This is a genomic window from Zhongshania sp., assembly GCF_029212375.1.
In the GTDB taxonomy this organism is placed as follows: domain Bacteria; phylum Pseudomonadota; class Gammaproteobacteria; order Pseudomonadales; family Spongiibacteraceae; genus Spongiibacter.
In genome coordinates this window covers 22736-45990 of sequence record NZ_JARGNU010000022.1, presented here as the reverse complement: position 1 = coordinate 45990, position 23255 = coordinate 22736, and the positions used below count along the sequence as shown (strand labels likewise).

Sequence of the window (23255 nt, the reverse complement as noted above, 5' to 3'; positions counted from 1 at the left end):
AACACCTCTCGGTAAGCAATATTTTTACATTAGCAAACTCATTACCGTTGCCACCAAGGAAAAAAACCACGTCTTTAGCGCAGTCCACCACGGTGATTGCGCCCGCAATTCACGGTCGACATTAGCACGATCTAAAATAAAAGCGTGCAACGCGTAGGCATCGTCCTCAGTCAAAACATCACTAAAACCAACCATGCCCGCCTTACTCATCACGCCGTCCAAAACAATGGCATTAAAGCTATTGTGGAATGCCGCTGGCAAATGTCGCAAATCGGGTACCGCGCCATTGGAAATGGCCTCGGTGCCGTGGCAGGCAGCGCAGTAGACGTAGTAAAGATCACGGCCGTTCTCCAGTATCGCCGCGTCGCGCGTTAGGCGTGGTGGTGGCTCGTGCAATTGTTTGCGAGGGTTGTCGGGCAAAACACCATTTGCACTTAGCTTAAAGGTTAATACTCGGCTCGGTGGCGGTGCCACGTCGCGCTCTAAACCAGCAGTCAAACCAAATGTGCCACCCCAGCCCGCTAACACTGTTACATACTGTTCACCGTCAACCTCATAACTTACTGGCGGCGCCATCACCCCAGTGTGCGCGTCAAACGACCAGATTTTGTCGCCATTATCAGCCCGAAAAGCCAGAACCTCGCCCTCTGCCGAGCCCTGAAACACCAAACCGCCAGCGGTCGCGAGCAAACCGCCATTCCACGTCAATTTATGGGGAACCTGCCAAGCCGCCTGCTGTTTGACGGGGTCCCACGCGAGAAGGCTTCCCTGAACGAGTTTTTTGGTCAGTAATTGCGCCAGTATTGGATCGACAACCGAGCCCTGCTTTAAATAAACGCCAACATTCCATTGACCCCACTGATGCAAATACTCTTCCACTGAGTTGTATTCAAACAAGCTACCAATAGCGGGAATATAAACCAAGCCGGTCTGAGGGCTATAAGCCATTGCCTGCCAGTTATGGGCGCCGAGCGCCGACGGGCGAATTACTTCAGCACCATCGCGATAGCGCGCTTTGTCAGCCTCTACCGGCCGCCCCATTGCCAAGTCGTAGTGACTAGCCCAATTTACCTCCGCATACGGCTCAGCAGAAATTAATTTGCCCGTATAGCGATCAATAACAAAAAAGAAGCCATTCTTTGGCGCGTGCCAAATAACCTTGCGCTGCTCACCGGCAACTGCCATGTCAGCCAGCATAATATGCTGGGTTGCGGTGTAATCCCAAGATTCTGCAGGGGTTTCCTGATAGTGCCAAATATACTCGCCAGAGTCGGGGTTAAGCGCAACAATTGACGACAGATAGAGATTGTCACCACCCTCTGGGCTGCGGACTTTCGCATCCCACGGCGAGCCATTACCCACGCCAATATAGAGTTGATCTAGTTCGTCGTCGTAAACAATAGCGTCCCATACCGTGCCACCACCGCCGTACTCCCACCATTTACCGGTCCATGTCTCTGCCGCGCGCGCCATTGCCTCGCTTTCAAAACCATCAGCAGGGTTGGCCGGCACCGTATAAAACCGCCAAAGCTGAGCGCCAGTATCAACGTCATAGGCGCTAACATAGCCACGCACGCCGTATTCAGCGCCGCCATTACCGATAAACACCTTGCCCTTGGCCACTCGCGGCGCACCGGTGATGGTATAGGGATAAGCGCTTAAATCTGCCGTGCTGGTTTCCCAAACCGGCTTGCCCGTAGTGGCGTCGAGAGCAATTAGGCGTGCGTCGAGGGTGCCGAAAATTATTTTGCCTTCATAAACCGCAACCCCGCGATTAACCACATCGCAGCAGGCCATTTTTGCCCATTCTTTTGGTACCTTAGGGTCATATTTCCACAATAGCTGACCATCTCTGGCATCTAGCGCATATACCACGCTCCAGTTACCGGTTAGGTAGATGACCCCATCAACTACAATTGGCGTTGCCTCTAAGCCACGATTAAAGTCGGTATCAAAGGACCAAGCCAAGCCCAGCTTGGCCACATTACCAACATTGATTTGATCTAACTCGCTGTAGCGCTGCTCTTTGTAGTCTTTGCCATAGGACAGCCAGTTAGCACTGTCGTTACGCACAATGCTCTCGGTGTTTATTGCGCCAATGGGCTCGGCACCCGCACTTAAAGAGACAATTAAAAGAAAAGCGGCAGCCAGTGAATTGGCTAAACCAAACAGCGTTTTCATATTGTTTTCCATTTATTATGTTTTTAACTGCCTGCCGCACAGTTAAGCGGCAACCGATTTTTATTTTAATATTGCTAAATATTTTCTAAACGCAGACCAATTCCCACAACGGCGCAGCAATCACTTAATCGCTGTGCGGATTAAAGCCCCTTTTATCCGCATAAAAGGCCCTGATTTCGAGGATATCTTTGTCGAAATCGCCGGTCGGATAAAATGCCGGCCCCATTCCCACATGCTTTAATTTGGTATCCACATAGGCCATATAAATCGGCACCCCAGCGCCAACCGCAATATGATAAAAGCCGGCCTTCCAATAATTCACTTTGCTGCGTGTGCCCTCTGGCGTAATGATCACCACCAAGTCTTCACGCTGATTAAAATTATCTACCATTTGTTCAACGGTGTTATGACTTTTGCGACGGTCTATCCCGATACCACCAAACCAGCGCATAATCGCCCCCAGCGGCCCGGCTGGAAACAGGGTATGCTTGCCCATCCAGTGCACATCAAGCCGCAAGATAAACGAGGCTGCCATCATGGTAGGGAAATCCCAATTACTGGTGTGCGGCGCAGCAATTAATACGTATTTTTTATCAGTTGGCTTATCACCGATAATGCGCCACCCGCGCAGGCGAGTGAGGCCTATAAAAACCAACCGAAAAAAACCACTAAGTAATGGCGTTTTAAAAATAGTTCGAGCTTGCATAGAATAAAAACGCCTTAACGCAGCGCGAGAAGCCGCGCTTGATATTGCTTAAGAGAAGGTTGTCACGAAGCAAGATCAGAATTACTCACTTGCTTCGCGCTCGGCAGCGCAGCTAATTTTAATCTTTATAATCTGCTGACTTGCCTTCACTGCTGGCGCCAATCGCCAGCATCACATCTTCAAAACTGAGCATGCCCGCATTCCACGTAGCTTGGTAATTAAGGGCATCGGCGACGCTGTGGTCGCGGGTGTAGAGGAGCATTTGCTTGGTACCGCGAATTGCCAAGGGCGATTTGCGCGCTATGTCTTGGGCGAGTTCGGAAACCGCTTCAATCATTTCTTCATACGATGCGTAGGCGCAATTGACCAAGCCAATTTTCTCTGCTTCGGCGGCATAGACATTGCGACCGGTATAGGCCAGCTCGCGCATAATCCCCTGCGGTATAATATGCGGTAAGCGCTGCAAAGTGCCAACATCAGCGACCATACCAATATCAATTTCTTTTATCGAAAACTTCACACCTTCGCAGCAAAAACGCATGTCGCAGGCACTAACAATATCGACTCCGCCACCCACACAACTGCCATGTATTGCAGCTATTACCGGCTTACGGCAGCGCTCTATCGCCGTGAGATTACCCTGCAAACGCAAAATGACACTGCGAAACTGTTCAACAAAACGAGACTTTTCAACGCCTTCTGCGCCCTGCCCCAAGCTAGCAAACATCGCTAAATCAATACCGGCACAAAAATGCCGTCCTTCGCCGCACAGCACAATCGCACGCACACTCGGCTCACTATCTAGCCATTCAAAGCAGGTTTGGATTTCATCCCACATCGGCTCATTCATGGCATTGGCTTTTTCGGGCCGATTTAAAGCGACCCAGGCAACATGTTCTTCTAAACGCACAGCTAAGGTGCTGTACGCTGGGGGGCGGATAGTATTCATTATTATCTCCAGTCTTTTACGTAATCGGCCATCGCTATCTCAGGCAAGGGCTTAGCACGCCCCTCGCGACTGCCAATATAAAGAAAGCCACTAATTTCTTCATTGGCCGAAAGTCCCAAGCCAGCCATAACATGAGCATCAAAAGCATTGGCGCCGGTGCGCCAAATACCGGCATAGCCCAAGGCCTCAGCAGCTAGGAGCATACCGTGAGCGGCACAACCCGCCGACAACTGCTGTTCAATTAGCGGTATTTTCGGGTGGTCTTGCAGGCAGGCGACAACCACAATAATTAATGGCGCACGCAATGGCTGCTGCCGAAAACGCGCGAGCTCAGGCTCCGCCAGCGTGGGTTCGCGGCGCAGCGCAGCCTCCGCGAATAAATCACCCAATGCTGACAGACTACTGTCGCGAATTAATAGGAATCGCCATGGCCGCAAGCGACCATGATCAGGCGCGCGGCTTGCCGCCGCAAACAACGCAGTTAATTCTCTGTCGTTTGGCCCTGGCGCGGCCAATTTTACTGCCGAATTTCGAGTTGTAAGTAAATTTAAAGCGTCCATTAAACTTCTTGCCTAGCGCCAATGCGCAACTGCTTTAATTGATGGCTATTCACTACTTCGCCAGATTCATAATATTGCTTCATGCCCAGCGCAATATCGCTAATCACCCCACGAAGCACATAATGCAGCAAGCGCTCGTATAGCAGCTGCCCTAAATAGCCCCAGCGCATATCAAAAATAAGGCTGGTGGTTAGCGCAGTGCGGCTATGACCAGCATCGTCAAGACGGTAACGAAAGGCGGCCCGCCTAAACGGCAGCGGTGCACCTTTCTCGCCTTTATGGAGGCGAATAATAAATCCGTGCCCTTCGTTCCACTCGGTGATGGTCTCATCGACACTCTTACCCGAGCGTTGATAAACGCGGCGACTAGCCCCTAAGCCTTCTGGCTTATCACTGGTGATTTCAGTTCGAACAGCCGCGGGAACATAATTATGGGCAAGGGATAAATCCCTTAACAACGCCCAAGCCTCTGCCTTTGGCAGATCAATGACTACCCTAGCCGTCGCCTCGTGTTTCATGGAGCGTATCCTTTACTCAAAAAAATCCCCCGACATAGCGGGGGATATATTCAACCATGAAACCGAGGCCTTGTCTTGAGCAACAGGGCTCTCAGTCACTAATAAATTATCACTGAAAACATTTACTCACCGGAAAACAGTCTATCAAAATCAGCAGCATAGCGAGCAATCCACTCTTCAGCCGCCTCATCACTGTCAATAATACGCCCTTCCAACTCCTCCACTTCACGTCGATAGTGCTCTATTTGACATAACTGCTCGACGATCCGCGCACGAAACGTATCTTTGCCAGGGTAAAACTGTATTCCGAGCTGGAATTTTTCCCGCTTTGGCCTGCACCACATAACAGTGCCGCGGCCGCTGGATTCTTCAGTGATTGAAGGCACGTAAAACTCGACCTTGCTCCCAGCTTTAATTTCTCGAGAGACTAAACAGGACAAGCCCGCCATACTCACATCATGTAAGTGGCCTCGCCTCGAGCCCGGCTCACTCAGTACCTTGACGTCCATATGGATTTCACTTGGATGGCGCACAAACTCTCTCATGGCAGCGACCTCCACTCCTCTTTATTAGAGACTGGTAGCTAGTAAGCCACAACGCCATCACCGTCTATATCCGTAATTACCCTCAATGCCTTATTCGGGCTTCAGCCATGCAGAAAAAGGCGACTCTCGGGTTAGCGCTACTTTTGTAGCCCAGCCTTTAATACCAATACCGTCGCGACTCATCTCTAAATCGTCGCCGTCCAGCACGTTCTCACCAAATTTATATAAGGCACTAAAACCCGTTTCACAGGCTTTGTCATCATAGGCTGCCGCGCTGGCCCGCGTACTCTCTTGACGTTCAAGGTAGCCCTGCCACGCTTTGCTGCCGTGCCGGCCGCGCAACAATTTCTGACTTAACAGCGGCGACAACAACGTTGCCGAAGCGTTATTACCGCCAAAGCCCTTAGCATTCAAAATGGCGACATCTAGACTGTCTGGCGCAAATTCCATATGTTCTTTTTGCAAGCGCAAATTACTGCTGTGAACATCATCCGCAATATGGTCAATAGTGCTAATACCAGGAATGATATTGTCATTCCACACGCCAAGACTGGCAATTAGCTGATCGCCCGACGAGGCGCCAATGCTATGGCCGATATAAGCCTTAATTGCCGCTACGGGCCACTTTTCAATACCAAAAGTTTTCGCCGTTTCGTTCAGTATATGGGACTCAGTAACCCGGTTTTGCGGCGTACTGGTACCGTGCGACTGCACAAAGCTGCGGTGTTTAATCGCGTCTTCGCCAATGATCCCCGCCGCTGACGCTAGGGCTTTTGCCACCGTGAGGTAATTGCCGACTCCTGGCGATGAAATCGACTTTTTATAGCCATCGGCATTTACAAAAACATCTGGCACGGCGCCGTGAATTTGGGCGCCAAGCTCCATCGCAAGCTCATCATCAAATAGCACAATAAATTGCGATGATTCAGAAATGGTAAAACCACAGTTGCTGCTAAAAGGCCGGCTAGCACGGCGGTAGTCTGGCTCACTCAAGCCCTTGGCCGCATCCAACTTAAGTAAATCGGCATCGGAGGCCAGCGCGCCCATGGTGTAGTAGCCGTCTATAATACGGGGATCAACACCCGACTCAGCTACCCCAACAACCGCCACCCGCACACTACCACTGCGAATTTCATTAACCGCTTGGCGCAAATTATAAAAGAAGGTCGCACAGGCGCCCAAACTCGGCCCGCTAGTACCGACACTGCCCAAGACATAGGCGCTAACAAAGTCGGCGGGCATATCAGCCAAGCCGAGCGCGAGATTTTTAGAGCTTACCCGACCGCCATTAGCGCGTGCGCCAAGCAAGCCGCCAAAACCATTATCGTCTAGCTGCGCCATTGCCGAACTCGCATAAACCCCCATTTGGTCGGGTCTTATACGGTCCATAACCGTTTGCCACTCAATACCCATGGAATTCAATGCATCGGAAACACCGCAAATCGCCAACTGCAAACCCCGGGGATGACTGCGCGAAGCATATAGCGCGGCCGGATCAAAACCCGTTGGAAACTGTCCTGCAGATGACACTTCAATTTTTCTGGTGGTCGGCAACAGAATATTGCAGGAATCGGTAATATGGACAGACACGTTGCCGTCGCCCAAGGCTTGCACCCGCCACCCCTCTGGCAGTTGATCGGGCAAATCACGGGACCGCGTTACAAACTGCAGGTCACCGCCTTGTCCACTCAGTGCCATGCGCTTATTCCACGGCACCTGATCGACATCAAAAATATTGCCTTCAATTTTACGGATCAGGGTGTGCTCGCGAATGTAGCGGCGCTGCGCTTCGTCGTTAGCCTGGGCCACCGGCAGCCCCATAATGGCCGCTAAACTGCGGTAGGTACGCGCCGCTTTCGTCTCGGGTAACGCATCGACCACCATGCGTCGATAACCATGGTGAAAAGAGCTTCGACCTGCAGGATTAACACCGCCAAAACCAACTACTACTGGGAGCTTACTCACACCAATTCCTTATTTATTACCAATACATTACTGCCGCCCAGTCTATCCCTGTCGGCACAATTAAAATAGAATATTACTGCCAATAAACAAGTTGATTCCGCCAGCCATGAAACAAGTTGCCCTGCTCGCTTTCCACGATGCACTCGCCACCAGCATCAGCCTACCGATGGAGTTACTCACCGCCGCCAATAGTGTCTCGCGACTCAATCAGCGTGAGGCCTTGATGGAAGCCCATATTGTAGGACTCGACCCCGCGCCAATTCGCGTATCTGGGGGCATGCAAATTCTGCCTAGCGCAGAATTATCTGCCGACGACCGCTACGACCTCATCATTATCCCCAGTCGCTGGCGCCACCCCCATCGGGGCGCCCCAACTCGGCCCGAGGTTATTCGCTGGCTGCGCGAGCACGAGCAGCGCGGCGCCGATATTTGCGCTGTTGGCAACGGCAGCTATTTTTTAGCCGAGGCGGGGCTACTTAAGCAGCGTGTTGCCACTACGCACTGGCATTATTTTGACGATTTTGCCAGCCGCTACCCCAACATTGTTTTACAGCGTGATTACTTAATTACCCAAGCCGACAATATCTACTGTACGGGTAGCGTTAACTCCGCCGCCGACCTTGTTATTCACTTGATAGATCGCTACTGGGGCGCGTGGGTGGCACGCCGAGTAGCTCAGCAGTTTTCGCCGGAAAGTCGCCGACCCTTTTCCCGCAACAGTTACCGGGTCGACCGCAGTGATTTACATCGCGATGAGATCATTGCCCTCGCCCAAAATTGGTTGGCCAGACACTTACACGAACCGATAAATATTCCCGATTTAGCAGACCAAAGCGGACTTAGCGAACGCAGTTTCCACCGCCGCTTCCGGCAAGCCACTGGCTTGCCGCCACTGCAATACATGCAAAAAATGCGCATTGAATTAGCCCAAGATTTACTCCAAAACAGCAATCTCTCGGTTGAGGAGATCGGCCAGCAGTGTGGCTATACCGACAGCAGCTATTTTTGCCGATTGTTTAAAAGCCACTGCACTACCACCCCAAGTGAATATCGACGTGCGGTTCGACGCAAATTATTTGACGTTAACGAGCATTAATGCCCCTTGCCGCCCCTGTAAACGTCGGCTTTACCTTGAAAAAAAAGACATGTTGTGGCTAAATTCGCCGCCTCTATGAAGCCCCATTCCCACTCGAATCAAAATATTGATCCTTAGTGACATTAGCAACAACACCGAGTTAATTAATAATCCAACAGGGGCGCGATAAAGTCCTTGCGGCCACCTTTAAACCGGACTATTTAAGACGCAAGCAGCAAGTCAGTCGCGAAGCACTTAGCACTACGCTATTCTGTTACACCACTGCACGCCCAATATAAACCCCACAAGGAGTTTTCAATGCCCGACATCGGTCGTGTTAACCGGCTTACCGTCAGCCGCCAATCTCAGGCCGGTTTCTACCTTGATGGTGGCAGCCTTGGTGAAATTTTTCTGAGCCGCAAGAACGCCCCTGAAAACTGCAAAATTGGCGATGTTATCGACGGTTTTATTCATCACCACAGCGATGGCAGCCTAATTGCGAGCAGCAAAACGCCCTTAGCCCAGCTGGGTGATGTTGCCTTTTTGAAAATAGCGCAAATCAATGACACCGGCGCTTTTTTAGATTGGGGCCTAGACAAAGAACTGCTGCTGCCCTACGCCGAACATATGGGTGAGCTCACTGCTGGAAAAAAGGCGCTAGTCAAAATTTACCTCGATAAAAGCTACCGCATTGTGGCGTCGATGAAACTTGACGAATTTATCGAAGACACCGCACCGCACTTACAGCGCGGTCAGCGTTTTGAGGTGATTGTTGCCGGTAAAACCGAGCTCGGCTTCAAAGCGGTTATCGACAATGAATACTGGGGATTGCTCTACGACAGCGACTTAATTCGGCCGTTACGCAAAGGCGAAACACTCACTGCCTACGTTAAAAAAGTCCGCGATGACGGTCGCATCGACCTCAGCATTCAACCGATTAACATTGGCGGCAATGACATAAGCGCCAAAATTATTGCCCAGCTTGAAGCCAATGACGGCTTTATCGCCATGGGCGACAAAAGCCCTCCAGAGGCAATTTACAGTGTGTTTGGGGTAAGTAAGAAAATTTTTAAACAGGCGATTGGCCGGCTTTATAAGCAAGGGCGCATTGCAATTGAAGGCCAGGGAATACGTTTAATAAAGCCATAACACAATTACCGTGAACGGAAATTCTGGCGCCCAGAAAACTTGGGCGCCTACCGCACCGCTTATTTCTGCACCTTAAAGCGCTCACCTAGGCTGGCAAACAAAACAAAGAACAAGGGCACAAATACCGTGGCCACAAAGGTCGCCAATAACATCCCACCAATCACCCCCGTACCCAATGAAATTCGACTAGCCGCACCTGCGCCACTTGCCAAAGCCAAAGGCAAGCAACCCAAGGTAAAGGCCAGCGAGGTCATTACAATAGGACGGAAGCGCAGCCGAATTGCGTCTACCGCGGCGTCGGCAATAGACATTCCCTGCCGCTGCTTTTGCATGGCGAACTCTACAATCAAGATCGCATTTTTACTCGCCAAACCAATCAAACACACCAAGCCAATTTGGAAATAAATGTCATTCTCCAAACCCCGCATCCACGTTGCAGCAATCGCACCCAAGATCGCAAAAGGCACCGCCAGTATTACCGCGGCAGGAACCATCCAACGCTCGTATTGCGCAGCAAGAATAAGGAAAACCATTAACAACGCCAAGACAAACGCCTGCCCGCCGCTGCCGCCAGAGGCCTTTTCTTGAAATGAGCTACCAACCCACCCCAAGGTAAAATTACGCCCTAGTTCTTGCGCGGCAACCCGCTCCAAAGCCGTAATCGCGTCGCCCGAGCTAAAGCCTGGCGCGGGATTACCTAATATTTTGGCTGCGGGAAAACCGTTAAAACGACTCACTGTGTCGGGGCCAACTATTCGCTCTACACGGAGCAAGGTTCTTAACGACACCAAACTGCCACTCTCCGAACGGACAAATACTTTGCCTAAGTCTTCTGGGCTACCACGAAAATCTTCTTCAGACTGCAAATTCACTTGGAAGCTACGCCCAAACAGGGTGAAGTCATTGACGTATAAACTGCCAAAAGTCGCCTGCATGGTGCTGAATACGTCCGCGATTGGCACTCCCAGACTTAGGGCCTTTTCTCGGTCGAGAAACAAGCGATATTGCGGGGTATTAATGTCGAAAGTGCTATAAACCCCTTGCAGTTCGGGCTGGGCATTCGCTTTTTGTAGAAAACGCGCCAACTGCTCGCCCATCACCGCCATATCGCTATCGCCGCGATTTTGCATATACAGCTCAAAACCACCGGTGGTACTTAAACCGATAATGGGCGGCGGATTAAACGCAAACATAACACCGTCAAGTAAGTCTTTACCCAAGCTCGGCAAGCGCTGCGCTACCGCAACCGAACTCTGCTCTGGCGCGGTGCGCTCAGACCAGTCTTTGAGCATGATAAAAGACACGCCAGCATTGGTTTTCTGAGCCGACGCCAGAATATCGAAGCCAGCAAAGGTCATGAGCCCCTTAACGTCGCTTTCTTCGAGAATGCGCTGATTCATGACATCGGTAACCGCCACGGTACGCGACAATGATGCCGCTGGCGGGGTTTTGTAAACCATCATCACATAGCCTTGGTCTTCGGCGGGCACCAAGCCTTTCGGTACGGTTTGAAACAAAAACCACATGCAAGCCATTAAGGCCGCAAATATCAGTAAACCCAGTGCCCGATGCCTAAGCACCCAACTTGTCACCGACACATAGCCATTGCGAAGCGCATTAAAACCGCGATTAAACCCACCCAAAAATCCACGCTCAGCCGGTTTGTGGTCTTTGGTTTTCAACATCATGGAGCACAAGGCTGGAGTGAGTGTTAGGGCGACAATACCCGATAAAATCACTGAAACTGAGATGGATACCGCAAACTGCCGGTACATTTCACCCGTAAGACCAGCCATGAATATAACGGGAAGAAACACCGCACACAGCACCAATACAATCGCAATCAAGGGGCCAGACACTTCCTCCATTGCCCGCTTAACAGCCGTATTTGCATCTACATGCTGCTCTTCCATTATGCGTTCGACGTTTTCAATAACAATAATCGCGTCGTCCACCACAATCCCAATGGCCAGAATAAGCCCAAACAAGGTGAGCAGGTTTATTGAAAAGCCCACAATATATAGGCCCGCAAAGGTGCCAATGATAGAAACGGGAATCGCCAATAGCGGAATAATGGTTGCGCGCACGTTTTGTAAAAACAAAAACATGACCAACACAACCAATAGCAGCGCTTCAAAAAATGTCGCCACCACCTCTTTAATCGAGTGCTCTACAAACACGGTGGTATCAAATGAGAGATCGAGATGAATCCCCTCGGGCAATTTTTCCCGCACCGCAGCGATTACCGCTTGGGCCTCCGCCCCAGTCTCGAGTGCATTGGCGCCAGGTTGCAAATACATGGCCACCGGCACCGCTGGCCGGCCATTAAATGCCCCCTGAAAAGCGTAGTCCTTAGCCCCCAACTCAACCCGCGCCACATCACCAAGGCGCAGCGTAGCTCCAGAATTACTCGATCGCAAAATAATGTGTTCAAATTCGGCCACCGTCGCTAAGCGACCTTGGGTGGTTACGGTATAAGTGAATGGTGCATCTTCCACCATTGGCTCAGCAGCAAATTTGCCGGCGGCGAAATTGGCATTTTGCTCACTCACTGCCCGCGCCACATCCGCCGGTGTTAGAGAAAATTCAGCAAGGCGATCTGGTTGCAACCAGATGCGCATCGAATAATCTTTGGCGCCCAATAGCCGCGCGTCGCCAATACCAGGCAGACGACGCAGCTCATCTACAATATTCAGTAGCGCGTAGTTGCTCAAGTAAATCGCGTCGTACTGGGGCTTATCTGAGGTCAGCGCATAGATCATTAAAATACTGGTCGAACGCTTGCTCACCTGAATACCGAGGCGCTTCACCGCCTCAGGTAAGCGGTTCTCGGCAACCGCCACGCGGTTACTGACATTGATGGCGGCCTGATCAGGATCGGTGCCTGTGGCAAAAATAACACTAATGCTCACCACACCCGAGCTAGATGCTTGGGTCGACATATACAGCATGCCATCTACACCATTAATTTGCTGTTCTAGTGGCGCGGCCACTGTCTCAGCAATTGTCTCCGCATTTGCACCAGGGTAGTTTGCGGTAACGATAATTTCCGGTGGCAGAAACTCGGGATACAAAGCAATTGGCAGGCGCCCCATTGCGGTTGCACCTGCCAACAAAATCATTAGCGATAAAACAATCGACAATACCGGTCGGTCGATAAAAAAGCGTGCGTTCACTGGCTAACACCCTCCGCGACCGTGTCTTTTGCAGCGGGAATTGTGGAAACTTCCGTTGGCGCCAGCAAGGTGCCAGCCTGTACCCGCGATACGCCGTCAACAATCACCAGATCACCAACCTTCAAGCCAGATTCAATAATCACCCCTTCTTCAGACTCTAGGCCCAAGGTCACATTCACCATTTCAGCGTGATTATCGTTGTCTACGCGAAACACATATATTCCCTGAGCGCTCTGCATAATAGCCCGCGCTGGCACGACCATTGAATTCAAACTAACCAGACCATGCAGCCGCACGCGCAAAAACTGGCCGGGTAAAATAAGGCCGTCAGGATTCGGTACCGTCGCACGTAACTGCACCGTACCCGTGAGTTTATCAATAGCACTTTCGGTAAAGTCTACCTGCGCCAAATGGGGATAGGTGTCATCAGGGCCAAGAACAATTTCAACCTCACGCTTGCCATCTTTAAATTCAATTTCACCACTGCTAACCATACGGCGAATATTCAACACTAATTTGTCGGGCAGCGAGACATTAACAAGTATGGGGTCTAATTGGGTTATTTCAGTGAGTAAACTATTCGTTGGGCCAACCAAGCTGCCCTCAGAAAGTTGTTCGCGACTGGTGATCCCCGCAATAGGCGCCCTAACTTGGGTGTAATCTAAATTAATCTGCGCCGCCTCAACTTCTGCTTTTGCGAGTTGCACTGCCGCTTTCGCAAAGTCTAAATCAGACTCAGCATCGTCGCGCTCACGCCGACTAATCGCATTGGTTTTAATAAGCTCCCCTGCGCGCTCCCAGCGCCGAGCAGCCGAGGCCAAGCCCGCATTGGCTTGCGCCAACTGCGCCTTACTCCGGTTTAACGCTACCTGAAAAGGCGCAGCGTCGATTTGAAACAACAACTGCCCCGCTTTCACCGTTTGGCCTTCAGTATAGGTTCTGCGCAATAAAATCCCTTCCACCCGCGCGCGAATCTGCACTTCTTTTGAGCCCATAGCGCGGCCAGGATACTGACCGCCAATAGCCACCGCATGAGCTTCCATGCGCTGAACATTGACCGCAACCGCTGCGCTTGTAGGGGCGACCGGCGGCGCGTCATCGCAGGCACTTAAGGCCAAAATAGACATCAACACGAGGACAATAGGCTTTAAAACTGCACGAGAAAATTGGACACCAAGAACCATCTGCTACCTCTGACGGAGAATTCGCATAATTAGCTTACTTTACATACATGCAAGTATGTATGTAAAGTAAGCATCTTCAAATAAATAAATTATGACGACACAATGCCATTATGAGACGTTCAAAAGCCGATGCTGAGATTACCCGCTGCCGCATTTTAGAAGCCGCAGCCGATCAGTTTGCCAAACAGGGCATTAACCGCACCCGTTTGAGTGACGTCGCAAGTGCGGCAGGGGTTACTCGCGGTGCAATTTATTGGCATTTCACTGACAAAGAAGCCTTGATCACTGCCATGATCGACAGTGTTAGCGCCCCTACAGAAGCAGCAATGGCAAATTTGAATAATGTTGCTGGCGGCGGGGACATATCATTAGAAATGCTCAAAAAGGTCATTGTCGATGCATTCACCCGCGTCTATAACACGCCGGCTGCAGCTCAGATTACTCGATTTCTATTACGCTATGCGCTTTGTGAAGAAACCGAGTTTCTGAAGGCGCGAATTAATAACGACCGCAACATCGCACTAGATCGCATAAGCCATTTTATTGGTAACGCACAACAAGCTGGCCTAATCAAAAAGGAACTATCAGCGACTTGCATTGCCATTCACATTCGCGCCCACATTAGCGGTCTTTTTCATCATCACCTGAGCACGCCGGCGCCTGGCCTTAAGCCCGAAGATGTCGCCGCTTCAATGGATTTATTACTAAACGGGCTTCGCCAATAAAGCCATCCAAACAAGAATGCCACCTACCCAGCGCGCCCTTATGACACAACAAATTTATTAATTGCCAAGGGCAGCAGAATCTCAAATTCGGTACCGTGACCCAGATCACTACTTACCTTAATCTGGCCCTGTAATTGCTGACGGACAATGTTGTAAACCAAATGCAAGCCCAAGCCTGTGCCGCCGCGACCTCTGCGAGTAGTGAAAAATGGTTCAAATACTTTGCTCACGGCTTCGGCTGGTATCCCTACGCCATTGTCACTAAATCGCAATACAATATCTGACTCGCGCTTAGTAACCGACAATGAAATACGGCCGGGCTCTCCGTCGGGAAAGGCGTGAGTTAAACTATTATTCAATAAATTAATAATAACCTGCGCCAAGCCACCAGGCACTGTCCGCAAAGCGATCGATTTTGGGCATTCCAATACAACTTCATGACCACTGCGACGATAGTTCGGCGACAAATGCATAAATACATCGCTAAGGTATTCATGCAAATTTATGTCACGGGTTTCAGCGGTTGCTTGATCGACAGAAACTTGCTTAAAGCTGCTAATTAAACTTCCCGCCCGCTGAATATTTGCCAAAACAATTCGCGAGGCCTCCTGTAGGCGTCGCAATAGGGGCTGCATATCATCCGCGTCAGCAAACATTTCATCCAAGCGCTGCAAATCGGACTGCAATGTTGATTCGGCGGTTATTGCAATACCAAGCGGGGTATTTAGCTCGTGGGCAAAGCCGGCAACTAAGCCGCCCAAGGACGCCATTTTCTCGGCCTCAACCAAGTGATCTTGGGTTTCCTGCAAGCGAGAAAGCATTATTTTTAGCTCTTTACTTGCCATATCAGAGCGATATTTCTGCCCTGTGAGCACCAAAAATGACATCCCCAGCAAACCAGTAAATAGCAAACCCGCCACCAACATTCCCCACGGCACTAAGGACCGTGTTCCCACCAAAAAGGATTGACTGGCTTCGGTTTTAAATTGCCACTGCTGGTCAGCCACCTGCAATGCCTTGCGGTATTCAAATAGTGATGCCCTGCCGGAACCGCGATCACCGGAACCACGGTATAAAAGTGCGCCACTGGCATCTGCCACCGAAACTAGAACCCCATGTAAATTTTGCGGCGACAACAAAAAGCCCATCAAGTCATCTACTCGAAACACACCCGATACATAGCCCGCTAAAACCCGCCCCTTATCACTAGCATGGCCAAGCACAGGCAGGTAAATAACCACCCCCTGTTGATTTGCGCGCTCTTGAACCAAGCGGATAGGATCTGTCACCGCAGGCGCTCCCGCCGCCTCAGCACGCAACAGTGCCTTACGAGGAAGCTCCGCAGAGGAGATATCATAGCCCAATGCCGCTATATTCTTAGCCAGCGGCTCTATGAAGCGAATAACCACGTACTCGTCCTTTGGGCTTTGAAGTACCAACTCGCCGTTTTGATCGCGACGAGTAATGTACACCGCGGTCTCTCGCTCTGCGCTCAGCTGCGACTCCAGCACCTGTCGGTCACTACCTACAACCCGCTCATTCCACGCAATCGCTTGGAAACCCGCGTTCCTTGCCAGCAGCCCTTGCGAGAAAGCTCTAAAATCACTTTTAGTCACCTCTGTCGAGGCGTCAAAGAAAGCCTGCACCGAATATAAGGTTGCCAAATGTGCATTGATAATGGATTGCGTATGTTGAAATGCTTGCTCAGCGCGATTTTCGAAATCGGCCTGTTGACGCTTTAATTCCCAGCGGCTAGCAGCAACATAAATCGCGACGATAATGCAGGTCGCGCCAACAAGAACAACGGATAATATTTTTTGGCGACTGCGCCATACCTCGCGAGGTTCAGCGCAAAACACAAATATTAAAGTGGCAAATATCATCACGCCTAAGCCGTCGCCCACCCACCACGTAAACCAGTTAAACCAAAAATTCTCGGCAGGCAGCTTCCCCGCTAACCAAAGAGCTGTAGCACCTACTGTCGCGCCAACTACACAAGCCAAACCGCAAGCAAAGGCAACAAATCGCCATACTGAACCAATGCTATCAAGCGCAATGGGATAGCCAACAAAACGCCGAAACAACCAAGCGCCTACAACGGCTTGTAAACTCGCGCCAAAACCAATAACTACGGGAAGCAATAAAGTGACAAAAATCTCGCTAGCAGACGAACCCCAAAGGCCACTCAGATCTAGGTTAACCAAAATTGAACCGACGAATACCCCTGGCCAAAATCGATACCCATTCAACAGTATTAGCGCTAAGGCAATGCCCGCTCCAGGCCAAATCGCCGTTGCATAGCCAGGCGGAATAGCAAGCGACAAAGCAAGCTTACCCGCAACAAAATACAAAACGGCAGTAGCAGCAAGCCCAACGTAATAACGCTTAAACATTATTAGACCAAGGTTTATAAGTGATAATCAGTGGGAATTGTTCGACCATCCTGTCGCACTCGTCAAAAATTGGGCAATAAAAGAAATATCATCATGCAATGGCGCAGTCTAACGGGGCAGCACCTACGACCACCATCAGTAAAACTGCTTAAACTAACCCCTCCGGTACCGAAATTCACCGATACAGAATCAAAACTGACATAAGGTAACGGTTCCCCTGTCGCCCAAATCCTCAGTAAACCCAAACCCATTATCATCGCGATACATGACGCTATCACCTTAATTTATGAGCACTTTACGGATATCTACCCAGCTTAGAAAACGCACACTTTTATCGCTTATTGGGGCCAGTTGTAATATCCTAGGCCGTTTTATCCCATAACAAAATTGTTAACCACAATGGATCTACAAAGATGCTCATAGGAATCCCAAAAGAACTCGTGAGTGGTGAAAACCGCGTAGCGATTATTCCGACAGATGCCAAAAAGCTCATTAGAGCCGGCGCCACGATGCAAATCGAAGCAGGCTTGGGCTTGGGTAGCGGCTTCAGCGACCAGGAATACATTGATGCTGGCGCTACCGTTAGCAGCGATCGCAACGCTATTCTCGCCTCTGCAGAAATTATTCTGCGGATCAGTAAACCGAGTATAGATGAAATTAGCCAAATGAAAGCTGGCTGCATTCATATTAGCTATTTAGATCCCTTTAATGAGCACGCACTGATCAAAGCATTTCGCGATCAGGGTGTGAGCGCGATTAGTATGGAAATGATTCCACGCTCTACCCGCTCTCAAAAAATGGACGCACTGAGCTCACAGGCCAGCTTGGCCGGTTATGTGATGGTATTACTGGCCACCACTAGACTGCCTCGCATTCTGCCCATGATGATGACCCCAGCCGGCACCTTGAAGCCGTCAACAGCATTCATCATCGGCGCCGGTGTTGCTGGCCTGCAAGCGATTGCAACCGCCAAGCGCCTTGGCGCTAAGGTTGTCGCCTTTGACACCCGCTCGGTGGTTGCCGAGCAAGTGCGCTCACTGGGCGGCAAATTCCTCGAGATCGATCTCGGCGAAACTGGCCAGACCAAAGATGGCTACGCCCTTGCGCTGACCGACGAGCAGATGAAACTGCAGCTCGAAGGCCAGAAGAAGCAAATTGCCGAGTCTGACATCGTTATTACCACAGCTCAGCTGTTTGGCCGCAAACCGCCAGTACTGGTTACCAGCGACATGATTAAAGGCATGAAGCCAGGCTCAGTAATTGTCGACATGGCCGCCGAGAGCGGTGGCAACGTTGAAGGTTCAGTCGCGGGTAAAACCGTGGTTGTAGACGGCGTAACCATTATCGGCGATGGCAACTGGTCCAATTTCGTCAGCCGCGATGCCAGCCAAATGTATTCATCCAACCTGTTTAATCTGGTTGATGAAGGCTGGAACAGCGATGACAAGAAAATGGTTATCGACATGGAAAACGATATTCTGCAGGGCTGTGTGATTACCCACGGCGGAGAGATCGTCAACGAAACCATTCAAAAACTGATTAACTAGGAGTAGATGATGGAAATAGCAGTTTATCTTGCTTTCATCTTAATGCTGTCAATATTTTTAGGCTTTGAGCTGATCAATAAAGTACCCGCAACCTTGCACACACCGCTTATGTCGGGCTCTAACGCGATCTCGGGTATCACCTTAGTTGGCGCACTCACCTCAGCTGGTGCTGAGCACTCTGGCTTGGCCACCATTCTGGGCACCGTCGCAGTTGCGATGGCGACCATCAATGTAATCGGCGGCTATATGGTTACCGACCGCATGCTAGCTATGTTTAAGAAAAAAGGGAGCGCTAAGTAATGGGTATTGAATTACTGGTGAATCTGTCCTATGTGGCAGCTGCCGTCCTGTTTATTTTTGGCCTAAAAATGCTGGGCTCCCCAGCAACTGCGCGCAAAGGTAATCTCGTTTCAGCGATCGGTATGTTTATCGCTGTAGTAGTGACATTACTTGACCAAAGCATCATTGATTTCAAATGGATTGCTGCAGGTATCGTTGTTGGCGGCGCCATCGGCGCACTGGTTGCACGCAGAGTAGAAATGACCGGCATGCCGGAAATGGTCGCGCTGTTTAACGGCTTTGGCGGCATCGCGAGCTTGTTCGTGGGCTGGGCGGCACTGTATGGCTTTGAAGCCACTACCTTTGAACTGATCACCATTGTATTGTCGATTCTGATCGGTGGCGTTACGTTCTCGGGCAGTATGGTTGCTTGGGGCAAGCTCAGCGAGCGTATCTCTGGTAAAGCCATCGTATTTGGCGGTCAGCGGGTGTTTAACATCCTACTCATTCTCGCCATTATTGTGTCTGCCGCAATGTTCACTGTTAGCACTGGCCCAGCCACCTCCATCTACTTGTACTTGGTAATTGGTCTGTCGCTGCTACTGGGTATCATGCTGGTTATTCCTATCGGCGGCGCCGATATGCCCGTGGTTATCTCACTGCTAAACAGCTACTCAGGCCTCGCGGCTTGTGCGGCGGGTATCGCCATTAACAACATTATTCTGATCGTGGCCGGCGCCCTTGTTGGTGCCAGCGGTATCATCCTCACTCAGATCATGTGTAAGGCAATGAACCGTTCACTGAGCAATGTTCTGTTTAGTGGCTTTAGCGCTGTGTCTGCCGGTGGCACCGCCGCTAAGATCGAAGGCGAAGCCAAGTCCATGACCGCAGAAGATGCCTACTACGTACTTGAAGCCGCAGCGAGCGTTGTTATTGTACCTGGTTACGGTATGGCGGTAGCACAAGCTCAACACGTGGTTAAAGAACTGCAAGAGCTGCTAGAAAAGAATGGCGCCGAAGTGGTTTACGCTATTCACCCCGTTGCTGGTCGTATGCCTGGCCACATGAACGTACTGCTTGCCGAAGCCGACGTATCCTATGACCTGCTACTGGAAATGGATGCCGTTAATCCGCGCATGGAAACCTTCGACGTGGCGATTGTTATCGGCGCTAACGACGTGGTTAACCCCGCTGCACGTGAAATGGAAGGCAGCCCAATTTACGGCATGCCGGTTATTAACGTGGACATGGCCCGCAACGTGTTTGTTATGAAGCGCTCTATGGCTTCTGGCTTTGCTGGTATCGACAACCCACTGTTCTTTAAAGAGAACACGCGGATGCTGTTTGGTGACGCAAAAGAAATGCTAGGCAATATTATTAAAGCATTTAGCTAAGCTAAAATTACGGCATAAAAAAACGGGCTCCTACGAGCCCGTTTTCATTTCCACATCATTATAAGAAACTATAAAAGCAAGTCAGTCATCTACTAGGCTTTGACACAACGCTGGCAAAATCTCGTCCAATAACTGCTTCAAATTACGCAAAGACTCCGCATTAACACCCAATTTAGCCGCTAACGTTGTCGGTATCTCACTGCATTGCTGCTGCAGCGCTAAGCCCGCCTCACTAAGGTAAATAAGCACCATTCGCTCATCTTGCTCAGCGCGGCGCCGGTGTATATAGCCCTGCTGCTCCAGACGTTTTAACAAGGGCGTTAACGTATTGGTATTAAGCAAAGCTTTATCACCCACCACCTTTATTGAACAAGGTGCATGCTCCCACAAAATCATCATCACAATGTATTGCGGGTACGTTAGCCCTAGCGGCGACAGGTGCTCTTGGTACAAGCGCGTGATCAGCCGCGAGCTTGCATACAAGGGAAAACACAGCTGATTTTCCAACTGCAACTGCGGCAGCACCCGCCCAGCCTCTGCCACTAGATTACTCATGCCGCTAGCGCTGCCTCGATATCTGCCGCTATGTTTTCGGGCTTGGTGGTTGGCGCAAAGCGCTTTATTGCTTGACCATCTTTTCCCACGAGGAATTTTGTAAAATTCCATTTCACTGCATTACTCAAGGTACCCGGTGCAGCCTTTTTCAAATAAGCAAACAGCGGATGGGCATTTTTGCCATTAACATCAATTTTTTCAGTGATGGGAAAACTTACGCCATAATTCATCAAGCAACTGCCCTCAATAGCGCCGGCATCACCAGGCTCTTGATTGGCAAATTGATTGCAGGGCGCACCCAATATAACCAAGCCGCTATCTTTATATTTTTCGTAAAGCGCCTGTAAACCCTCGTATTGTGGCGTTAAACCACATTTACTAGCGGTGTTCACTACCAGTACAACCTTGCCCTTGTAGCTAGACAGATCAAGCTCCTTGCCCTGCAGACTGCGTATTTCAAAATCGTAAAGTGTGCTCATGGTGCGCTCCTTGGTAGTGATATTAGTGCGGATATCAATTTAACGATCGTAATTAAAACCGATGACAAGGCTATTAAACCATCAATATGCATCGCGTACAACTATATCGTGCACGATACATATTTAGTTTAAACTCAAGTTTTTCCAATTTACGTCGCTATAATGGGATACACGCAACGCCACTGAAGCCCATATGGTCATTATCAATCCAAGCAATGCCACCCAACCGGCTGCGTTTAATCGCCCTGCTGGGCCAGCGCCGATACTGCCCACCGACAAGGTGCTCAACGCCGTGGTTATGGGGCAGCGCGCGGAACACCTCTACGAACTTGCTTCAGGTAATCTTCGCCTCATGGCCGAAAGCCAAACCGCCTTGCGGCGCGGCGAGCAATTACTGCTACAAGTAACCGGTAAAGACAGCCAACAGCGACCCACTCTGCAGGTACTTGGTGGCGCGAACACCGCGGCAATCACGCCCCTACTAAAAACCATGATCCCCCAACAGCAGAGCATCAATCACCTGCTAGCCAGCAGCACTCAGCTGAGCACGGCCGCGACGTCCCCGCAGCTCAAAGCGATTAGCCAAGCGATTATGGATATTTTGCCGCTGCGCCAGCAAGTTACTGACCCCGCAGGGCTTCGGGAGGCTATTGCCCAAAGTGGTTTCTTTATGGAAAACCAATTGGCTGCCGGCAGCGCCCCACCCAGCGATTTAAAAAGTGCCTTGCTGCGAATGGCGCAACGCCTCGAAAACCTCCGCCTGAGCACCGCGGCAAAGCCCGCAACAGAAAGCGCCGAAAATCGTAAGCTCCTGCAAGACTACAGTGTGCTAGCGCGCAGCTCGGGCGCCAAGGCCACTGCGGCGGGAGCGGAGCTGACAACAGCATTACTCAATAGCAGCGGCAAACCTGCTACAAGCCTAAGCACCAGCTACGGCCAGTTACCGAAACCAAGTGACTTACCTGGTGAGCTGCGCGCCCAAGGACGCCTCGCCGCAGAGCTACCAGATATAAAAATTGGCCAGGAGGCTGTTTTAAAGCAGTTATTGCAGGAAGCCCGCGGCGCTATTGCCAGACTTGAGTCACACCAACTACTGCATCTTCAACAAAAAGACCCCCAGCAAGCCCAATATATTATAGAGCTACCGGTTCGCAACGACGATGGTGTGGATGTATGGCAGATGCAATTGCAGTGGCAAGCCGGCCGCGACCACCCCGAAGAGAACGAGCAGCAAAAGCCTGACGACAGCGAAGAGCAGCTGCGCCGCTGGCTAATTAACCTAAATTTCGATTTACCAGGCCTCGGGCCAATCAATGCCCGCGTTCAGCAGCAAGGTAGCAAGCTTGCCATTACCTTCAATTCCGAACACGGCAAGACCCAAGAACTTATTGCCGCCCGCCAGCACGAGCTAAGCCAAAGACTGGAAGATCAGGGAATTATTGCCACCGAGATTCAATCTCACACAGGCATTAGCAACGCGGCAAACTCACCGCTGAGCAATCAATCTCTATTGGAAGATCAAGCATGAGCGACAAAGCGGGCGAAGTCGCGGTTTCGCTGCATTATGATGGCGAGAAAGCACCCGTTGTCAGCGCCAAAGGTGAAGGCGAACTCGCCCGCCAAATACTAATGATTGCCACCGAACACGACATCCCCATATACCGTAACAAACAACTTATTCAGCTGTTGGCTCAAGTTGAGCTAGACAGTGAAATCCCCAGAGAATTGTATATTGCAGTGGCCGAAATTATTGCCTTTGCCTATCGGCTAAAAAACAAAGAACCGGCGCCAAAGGCAAGTGCCGATCCCGAATACGAGGCAAAATTCCAAGACAATACCGACGAGCAATAGTCTGGATACACCCGCTTTATCTAA

The 23255-nt window shown here is 50.6% G+C and carries 20 protein-coding genes; 8 read left to right on the top strand and 12 right to left on the bottom strand.

What is annotated here, in order from left to right:
* Positions 1-24 precede the first annotated feature (24 nt).
* The 7 genes from P1U47_RS16740 to P1U47_RS16710 form a co-directional block, all read right to left on the bottom strand.
* On the bottom strand, positions 25-2181 hold the full coding sequence (locus P1U47_RS16740) for a PQQ-dependent dehydrogenase, methanol/ethanol family (RefSeq protein ID WP_301030332.1): 2157 nt from the start codon (positions 2179-2181) through the stop codon (positions 25-27).
* Positions 2182-2305: 124 nt separating this feature from the next.
* Positions 2306-2887: a lysophospholipid acyltransferase family protein gene (locus P1U47_RS16735; RefSeq protein ID WP_301030331.1), complete on the bottom strand. Its 582-nt coding sequence runs from the start codon at positions 2885-2887 to the stop codon at positions 2306-2308.
* A 118-nt stretch (positions 2888-3005) separates the two neighbouring features.
* Positions 3006-3836, bottom strand: coding sequence for a crotonase/enoyl-CoA hydratase family protein (locus P1U47_RS16730; protein ID WP_301030330.1), 831 nt, complete (start codon positions 3834-3836; stop codon positions 3006-3008).
* A 2-nt stretch (positions 3837-3838) separates the two neighbouring features.
* Positions 3839-4396 (bottom strand): nitroreductase, encoded by a 558-nt coding sequence (locus tag P1U47_RS16725; protein ID WP_301030329.1) that lies wholly within the window; start codon positions 4394-4396, stop codon positions 3839-3841.
* Positions 4396-4914: an SRPBCC family protein gene (locus P1U47_RS16720; protein WP_301030327.1), complete on the bottom strand. Its 519-nt coding sequence runs from the start codon at positions 4912-4914 to the stop codon at positions 4396-4398. The genes P1U47_RS16725 and P1U47_RS16720 overlap by 1 nt, the downstream gene beginning before the upstream one ends.
* A 122-nt stretch (positions 4915-5036) precedes the next feature.
* Positions 5037-5459, bottom strand: a complete 423-nt coding sequence (locus P1U47_RS16715) for a PilZ domain-containing protein (protein WP_301030326.1) — start codon at positions 5457-5459, stop codon at positions 5037-5039.
* Between the two features lie 90 nt (positions 5460-5549).
* Positions 5550-7424, bottom strand: a complete 1875-nt coding sequence (locus P1U47_RS16710; RefSeq protein ID WP_301030325.1) for a beta-ketoacyl synthase — start codon at positions 7422-7424, stop codon at positions 5550-5552.
* Between the two features lie 106 nt (positions 7425-7530).
* On the opposite strand from P1U47_RS16710, the gene P1U47_RS16705 reads away from it, so the two are divergent.
* Together P1U47_RS16705 and P1U47_RS16700 are read left to right on the top strand one after the other, a co-directional pair.
* Complete coding sequence (locus P1U47_RS16705; protein WP_301030323.1) at positions 7531-8520, top strand: helix-turn-helix domain-containing protein; 990 nt, start codon at positions 7531-7533, stop codon at positions 8518-8520.
* Between the two features lie 297 nt (positions 8521-8817).
* Positions 8818-9648 carry a S1-like domain-containing RNA-binding protein gene (locus tag P1U47_RS16700; protein WP_301030322.1) on the top strand — a complete coding sequence of 277 codons (831 nt, stop codon included), beginning with the start codon at positions 8818-8820 and terminating at the stop codon, positions 9646-9648.
* 59 nt (positions 9649-9707) lie between these two features.
* On the opposite strand, the gene P1U47_RS16695 is transcribed toward P1U47_RS16700, so the two are convergent.
* Entirely contained in the window at positions 9708-12824 is a 3117-nt protein-coding gene (locus P1U47_RS16695) for an efflux RND transporter permease subunit (protein ID WP_301030320.1), read from the bottom strand.
* Positions 12821-14008 (bottom strand): efflux RND transporter periplasmic adaptor subunit, encoded by a 1188-nt coding sequence (locus P1U47_RS16690; RefSeq protein WP_301030319.1) that lies wholly within the window; start codon positions 14006-14008, stop codon positions 12821-12823. The genes P1U47_RS16695 and P1U47_RS16690 overlap by 4 nt, the downstream gene beginning before the upstream one ends.
* 110 nt (positions 14009-14118) lie before the next feature.
* Between P1U47_RS16690 and P1U47_RS16685 the strand changes: the two genes are divergently transcribed.
* Positions 14119-14733 carry a TetR/AcrR family transcriptional regulator gene (locus P1U47_RS16685; protein ID WP_301030318.1) on the top strand — a complete coding sequence of 205 codons (615 nt, stop codon included), beginning with the start codon at positions 14119-14121 and terminating at the stop codon, positions 14731-14733.
* A gap of 38 nt (positions 14734-14771) precedes the next feature.
* Here the strand turns inward: P1U47_RS16685 and P1U47_RS16680 are convergent, their stop codons facing one another.
* Entirely contained in the window at positions 14772-17126 is a 2355-nt protein-coding gene (locus P1U47_RS16680; RefSeq protein ID WP_301030316.1) for a CHASE domain-containing protein, read from the bottom strand.
* A 413-nt stretch (positions 17127-17539) separates the two neighbouring features.
* Between P1U47_RS16680 and P1U47_RS16675 the strand changes: the two genes are divergently transcribed.
* The 3 genes from P1U47_RS16675 to P1U47_RS16665 are packed head-to-tail and all read left to right on the top strand — an operon-like array spanning position 17540 to position 20346.
* Positions 17540-18673 carry an NAD(P) transhydrogenase subunit alpha gene (locus P1U47_RS16675; protein WP_301030315.1) on the top strand — a complete coding sequence of 378 codons (1134 nt, stop codon included), beginning with the start codon at positions 17540-17542 and terminating at the stop codon, positions 18671-18673.
* A 9-nt stretch (positions 18674-18682) separates the two neighbouring features.
* Complete coding sequence (locus P1U47_RS16670; protein WP_301030314.1) at positions 18683-18973, top strand: NAD(P) transhydrogenase subunit alpha; 291 nt, start codon at positions 18683-18685, stop codon at positions 18971-18973.
* Positions 18973-20346, top strand: coding sequence for an NAD(P)(+) transhydrogenase (Re/Si-specific) subunit beta (locus P1U47_RS16665; RefSeq protein WP_301030313.1), 1374 nt, complete (start codon positions 18973-18975; stop codon positions 20344-20346). The genes P1U47_RS16670 and P1U47_RS16665 overlap by 1 nt, the downstream gene beginning before the upstream one ends.
* An 81-nt stretch (positions 20347-20427) precedes the next feature.
* Here P1U47_RS16665 and P1U47_RS16660 read toward each other — a convergent pair whose 3' ends face one another.
* Entirely contained in the window at positions 20428-20901 is a 474-nt protein-coding gene (locus P1U47_RS16660) for a MarR family transcriptional regulator (protein ID WP_301030311.1), read from the bottom strand.
* Positions 20898-21380, bottom strand: coding sequence for a glutathione peroxidase (locus tag P1U47_RS16655; protein WP_301030310.1), 483 nt, complete (start codon positions 21378-21380; stop codon positions 20898-20900). Before P1U47_RS16655 ends, P1U47_RS16660 begins: the two co-directional genes overlap by 4 nt.
* A 193-nt stretch (positions 21381-21573) precedes the next feature.
* Here P1U47_RS16655 and P1U47_RS16650 point away from each other — a divergent pair, with 193 nt between their 5' ends.
* Complete coding sequence (locus P1U47_RS16650) at positions 21574-22908, top strand: flagellar hook-length control protein FliK (protein ID WP_301030309.1); 1335 nt, start codon at positions 21574-21576, stop codon at positions 22906-22908.
* Positions 22905-23231, top strand: coding sequence for an EscU/YscU/HrcU family type III secretion system export apparatus switch protein (locus tag P1U47_RS16645; protein WP_301030308.1), 327 nt, complete (start codon positions 22905-22907; stop codon positions 23229-23231). Before P1U47_RS16650 ends, P1U47_RS16645 begins: the two co-directional genes overlap by 4 nt.
* The last annotated feature ends 24 nt before the right edge of the window (positions 23232-23255 follow it).